The sequence below is a fragment of the Vibrio sp. Makdt genome (assembly GCF_027587015.1).
Classification (GTDB): Bacteria; Pseudomonadota; Gammaproteobacteria; order Enterobacterales; family Vibrionaceae; genus Vibrio; species Vibrio chagasii_B.
The window spans coordinates 58,405-64,404 of the sequence record NZ_JAPPTH010000029.1; the positions used below are offsets into that span (position 1 = coordinate 58,405).

General features: G+C 44.7%; 5 protein-coding genes. 1 reads left to right on the top strand and 4 read right to left on the bottom strand.

The window, feature by feature from the left end:
* Positions 1–265: 265 nt before the first annotated feature.
* The 4 genes from OH460_RS23940 to OH460_RS23955 all read right to left on the bottom strand — a co-directional run bounded on the left by OH460_RS23940 (position 266) and on the right by OH460_RS23955 (position 4,284).
* Positions 266–835 carry a GNAT family N-acetyltransferase gene (locus OH460_RS23940; protein WP_269999780.1) on the bottom strand — a complete coding sequence of 190 codons (570 nt, stop codon included), beginning with the start codon at positions 833–835 and terminating at the stop codon, positions 266–268.
* Complete coding sequence (locus tag OH460_RS23945) at positions 836–2,056, bottom strand: MerR family transcriptional regulator (protein WP_269999781.1); 1,221 nt, start codon at positions 2,054–2,056, stop codon at positions 836–838. It lies immediately after the preceding gene.
* Between the two features lie 64 nt (positions 2,057–2,120).
* Positions 2,121–3,107, bottom strand: a complete 987-nt coding sequence (yidZ, locus tag OH460_RS23950; protein ID WP_269999782.1) for an HTH-type transcriptional regulator YidZ — start codon at positions 3,105–3,107, stop codon at positions 2,121–2,123.
* Positions 3,082–4,284, bottom strand: a complete 1,203-nt coding sequence (locus OH460_RS23955) for an MFS transporter (protein ID WP_269999783.1) — start codon at positions 4,282–4,284, stop codon at positions 3,082–3,084. The genes yidZ and OH460_RS23955 overlap by 26 nt, the downstream gene beginning before the upstream one ends.
* A 436-nt stretch (positions 4,285–4,720) precedes the next feature.
* On the opposite strand from OH460_RS23955, the gene OH460_RS23960 reads away from it, so the two are divergent.
* Complete coding sequence (locus OH460_RS23960; protein WP_269999784.1) at positions 4,721–5,884, top strand: amino acid permease; 1,164 nt, start codon at positions 4,721–4,723, stop codon at positions 5,882–5,884.
* Positions 5,885–6,000: the final 116 nt, after the last annotated feature.

Genomic DNA, 6,000 nt, shown 5'->3' on the forward strand with positions numbered 1-6,000 from the left:
TATCAAATCTGATTCTAAGTGTATTCCTTCACGAAGTAATTTGTGGCTATTCTCCGCTGGCGTGAAAACAATATAGATCAAACCAGAACGATCGTTCAAGTACTTATTTGAACATTCGTTCAAAATAACAAGATGTGAGAAATTCTAAAGGAGGGCAGACGGTTTAAATTTGCGCAATTGCGAGTTTGTCTGATTGATTAAAAGCAAAAGCCCATCAAGTGAACCTGATGGGCTTTCATTCATTTAAGATTTTATTTTTGAATTACTACCAGTACTCAGCGTGAGCCAAAGCTTCAACACAGCTAGACTGTTCGCTCGCCACTTTGATTTCACCGCCAGTCAGCGATTGAGCGATCCAACCGTGAGAGTAGCTCAACTCAAATGGCGCAGGGATTTGTTCAACAGTGATTTGCTCAAAGCCCACCCTTGAATAATAACTAGGATCACCATACGTCACTGCAAGCTCGACACCCTGCTCTTTTAGAGTCTCTAAGCCGAAGTTAATCAGCTGTTGGCCAATACCACGCTTTTGAAGCTGTGTGCTCACCGCTACTGGTGAAAGTAAATACGCCTTGGTTTCATCGTCAAATGAAAGCGGAGTAAAGATAATCGCACCAACAATCGTACTATCCGTATCGGACTCACGAGTATCATCTTCCGCGACAAAGCAAAGTAGCTTTGTTGGAGCTGTGGTCGTTAAAAGATCGTTGGCAAGCTTACCCACTGTTTTACCTTCGTTCTCACCTTCTGAATCAGTAAAGGTTTGAGTAAAAAGTTGAGTGATCGTTTTGATCTCGCTTGAATCATGCTGTCTAAATTTCATAGTGCTCTTCACTTACTGTACTTTCTTCAACACAAAAAAGTGATAATCAAAATCACGCTTCACAGAGCCTTGAGAGCCTTCCACAAGTTCGCTGTTATTGAAGAATTGTTTAATTTCATTGTCGCAATCTGCGAGCGCTTTTGAGTTTGGCATCGTCGCTTTCAGAGCTTCAACTTGCTTTTGCAAGGGCTGATAGTAGGCAAGCCAACCGGCATAACTCATCGCAAAGTCATTCAGGACTTGATAACCCGCTGCTTTTGCCTGTTTAATGCGCTCAGAAACCGTCGTCATATCTGGGTACTCTTTCTGCCAGAACACTTCGGCTGATTCGCTAGGATTCTCGGTGTTCCAGACCAAATCATTCACGACTAATATGCCATCATCGGCAAGTAACTTTCGCCACTGCTTAAGTGCCTTCTGGACACCCATGATGTAAGCGCTACCCTCTGACCAGATTAAGTCGAATGACTTAGCTTCAAACGGTAAATCCATCATGCTTGCACATACCGTTTTGATGTTGCTGTCGAGACCAAGTTCTAGTGCTTGCTGGTTTAGAATATCCAAACACGGCTGATCATTATCTACCGCAGTGACCTGCACTTCAGCCTGATGTTTTTTCATCGCGTTCGTTAATACGGAGGTTGCAATACCTTTACCACAACCAATTTCAAGGACGCGCTTCGGTACTTCCGGAACGTGGGAAAGCGCAGTAAGCGTATCCTCATTCGTTCCGGGTCCTAAACGTTCTAGTCCCTCAAAGATGGCGCCGAAATCCGCCATATATTGTTCATGTTCATTCATGTCTTTCGATAACCACTTCAATCGCAGAGCCTGTTTCTCATCAAAGCCCTGCTTAATTAACCAATCGAGGTGTGCATCTGGCGCAAGCTTATCCATCGACTCATGCCACTCTTCTAATCCGCTTTCGCCTAGCATTGCTGCTAATAGATCTCGTGAACGCTGTTTTTGCAGTAGCTCTTCATCTAACTGCTTGAGTCTATTTTCCAGCAAGCTGCGTTCGATCTTTGCATCTAAACAGGCTTGGCACTCTTTAAGCGTCAACCCACCCTCCTGTAATTGCTGTAACAAGCGAACGCGTTGTAGGTCCTTTTCAGAATAAAGACGATAGCCATTACTCTGACGTTGAGCTTCAATCAAACCTAGCTTGCCGTAGTACAACAATGTAGAACGACTCAGCCCAACTAATTCGGCCAGTTCAGAGATACGATACATGCACTTCCCCTTTCATTTCGGTAGCAAAGATAAACTATGAAGCTGTAGTCAGGTCAACAGAATTTTAGACACTTTTCACGTCTTTTACCTGTTTTCCTTCAAACTGGTAAAGCGATCTGAGTGTGTCTTTTAGCCATAAAACGAGCGGATTATAGGCATTGCGTTTATGCCAAATCATAGTGAAAGGAATTAGCAATTTATTGGCATGTTCTTCGTCTAACGGAATAGGTAAGCAGGTTAGGTTGGGGTGAAGTTGCTCTGCGTAACGTCGGCAGTAGTTGGGCGCAACCGTCGTCATAGAGTGATTTGATTGAGCCACCATAAACAGAGACTGCTCAAAGCCTGCAAGAGTTAGAGCAATGTTTCGGTCCAGTTGTAGATCGGTTAACACTTCATCCAGCGCCCAGGTTTCGCTTTTTTCCCACACGATATTGATATGAGGGTATTTGAGAAAAGCCTCAAGGTTCCACTCTTCCTGTAAGGCAGGATGATCTTTTCTGAGATACACCACTGGCATGTCGTGAAACAAAACCTCGAAATCGATGAAGTATGGCAGCGCGTCTAGAGACTCTTTCGAGCGCGGATGGCTTTCTCGCCCTGAAAAGCCAATATCAGATTCGCCACGAACAATAGAGTCTATCGAGTCATAATCCCAGTTACGCATTTTGATCTTCGCATTCGGATAGCGTTGATACACGCTTTGCGTCAGCTCATTGAGCATAATCAGTGACAGCGGGGATTCCGCCTCTAGATTCAATCGCACATCTTTGGGCGCATCATCACCACGAGTCGTGAGAATTTGGCTACCAATCTGCAGCCAGTCTTGAAGATCTTTCACCATACTTAGCGCAAGTGGTGTCGGCGTTAAACCTCTTGGCGTTTTTACAAACAGAGGATCATCAAACCAGTCTCTAAGCTTAGTCAGTGATTTACTCACCGTTGAGGGCGTAACGTTAAGCTTTTTGGCAGCTTTTGAGACACTCTGCTCTTGCAGCAGCAATTGCAGAGTGAACAACAGGTTGAGATCAAGACGGGCTAGTGGCTTCTTCATAATCACTTTTCACTTGGGAAGGACCTACCCATAGTATTAGAGCAATACTGATAACTCCACCAGCAGCCAGTATAAATACCAACATATTCAATGCACTTAGCCCGATCACGCCCATCAACCAGATAAACAGTGCCGACGTGCACACCTGAGAAACGCCCAATATTGAACTCGCAACGCCTGCTCGTTGTGAATAACAGCTCAATGCTTGGCTCATCGCGACACCAAAACCTAACGAGAAGCCACCACACACAAAAGCAAAGCCTAGCAGGGTTACACAATGCCCTAGCCCACCATCAATCGATGCAAGCAACAAGATAGCTGCAATCACAAAGCACGTTTGAGATGTCAGCATGAGGCTTTTTTGTTTAAACACATTCAAGGCAAACGGCGCGGAGAAAGACACCAGCATACTGACTAATGCAGTGAGAGCCATGGTATATGAGTATTGACCACGGTCGAAACCAAGCTCAGTCATTATCAGCATTGGAGACACATTCACGTAAGTCAGAATCGCCGTCACGCCCAAGCTGGTCATGATCACTCGGCTGATAAACAAGGGCTCCTTAAAAGTTTCGGTTGAAGTTGATTGAGACACAGAAGCTTTTGTGACTTTCGAGCCTACGCTATTCGGCTTGGTTTCTCTTAGCACTAACACCGACAACAAACACACGACTACCCCCATACTTGCCATAGTCGTGAACAGACTCGGCCAAGGGTATACCGTCATGATTAAGTGACCGACCACCGGCGCAAGCACTGGTACGATGCAGGTAATGCCATTCATCATCGACAACACCTTAGCGCGTTTTTGATCGTCTAACACATCTCGGAGTATGGCGAATGCCACCACATAACATGAACCCGCGCCAACACCTTGGAAAAAGCGCACCGCTAGAAACGGTTCCGCACTAGTCACAATGCCACCGAACATTGAAGAGATAGCAAAGACAATCGCACCGAAAATCGCGACAGGCTTTCTTCCTACCTTGTCGGCAAATTTACCTGCGAACAGCATAGTAGTTGCCATGCCCGCAAGATAGATAGAAAACGCCACATGTAGCTGCGCCTCCGAGGCATTTAGATCAGCCGCGATTTGAGGCAAGCCAACCAAATACAAATCAATCGCCGTTGGATACAAGAGAACAAGTGCGAAACTACAAAACAGAAAACGATACATAAGACCCTCACATAATTGGTGTGAGGATAATAAGAGCGAAACGCCAAACTACCGAGTGGCATCTACGACAACGGATCTTTCCATTTAAGACAAACCGTCAGTATGTGGAAAAGGCTACAGCCAAGAATTCACGCAATAAGCAAGGTTTCGACTCAATTCTGCTGAGATTAAGATACCGATTTTTCAGCTATAAACCGCTGCCTATTAATCGGCGAGCAATTTACAAAAGTTATCAGAACGATAAATAAAATCACCGAATGAATACTTAAATCAACCACTCATACCCACCATAAATTCCTGCTTAAATTTTTTAGAAAAATTCAAAAATAATTAGAATTTAACCCCTAACTTTACTGAGTAATTTGTTAGGCTTGGCAACAAATATTTACAATCCAACTAAAAACTAATTGGATACTTAGAGGTTGCTTTTTTGAATATGAAATTATTCGGCAGTTCTTTGATTCTTTCAGGAACTGCATTAGGGGCTGGCATGCTTGCTATTCCTATGGTGTTGGCTCAATTTGGCTTCATGATCAGCTCAGTGCTGATGCTACTTATCTTTATCGGCACCACATACTCAGCTCTCCTATTGGCAGAAGCGTGTACCAAAACCAAAGATAACAGTGGCATGAGCAGTGTTGCTTACCTCACTCTGGGCAGCAAAGGAAAACACTTTATCAATGCACTCTTTTACCTACTGCTAGTATGCATGCTGATCGCTTATATCTTGGGCGTGGGTGACATCATCCGTAAGCTACTGCTCGATGTTGGCGTAAACATCTCTGCATCTGCTGCTTATACCGTTTTCAGCCTATTTATGGGTGTGATTGTGGTAGCGGGTAAGTCTTATATCGATAAGTTGAACCGTGGCCTATTCATCATGATGGTGGTGATGCTATTTATTGTTATCGCTTCTCTGTTTAGCAATATCCGTCTTGATTACCTCACTCAAACTAGCCAATACACGGCCAATGATGTGGTGCAATACAGCGCGGTTATCTTTACCAGCTTTGCCTCTATGGTGGTGATCCCGTCACTGGTTATCTACAACCGTGAAGCGACTCAAAAGCAGATCCGCAATATGATTCTGTTAGGTTCAGTGATTCCGCTCGTGTGCTACCTCACTTGGTTGTTCGCGATTATCGGTAACCTTGGTACAGACGCGATCAGCCAGTTCCACAACATTTCAGAACTGATCTCTGCGTTTAGCGGACAATCTGCTTGGTTAAAAGTAGTGATTGCTCTGTTCTCTGCACTGGCATTGGTGACTTCTTTCCTCGGCGTGTCCATGGCGCTGTATGACCAAAACAAAGACGCGGTAACCAACAACAAGCTAATGGCTTACGCTCTGACCTTTGTGTTGCCTTTGGTATTGGCTGAGTTGTTTGCTAGCCAATTCGTCAGCATGCTCGACTATGCAGGTATGGTGTTAGTGTTCCTAGCTATCTGGGGACCACTCGCAATGGTAGTTAAAGTTCGTAGACCTGACTTCCCTCACCTACAAACCGAGGGCAGCTACACAGCTGCGGGTGGCGACACCGCACTAATGGCGACATTCGGTTTTGGCGCGTTGATTTTCGTGTCTTGGTTTATGGGTTAGATAGAAGCACAGTATCAACCGCTGCCGTGGTGATATGTATGTGTTTGTGGGTGAAGATTAAACAAGTACCTCACACTCACATCAAAACACAAAAAGCCAGGAGTCTCTGCTATTAA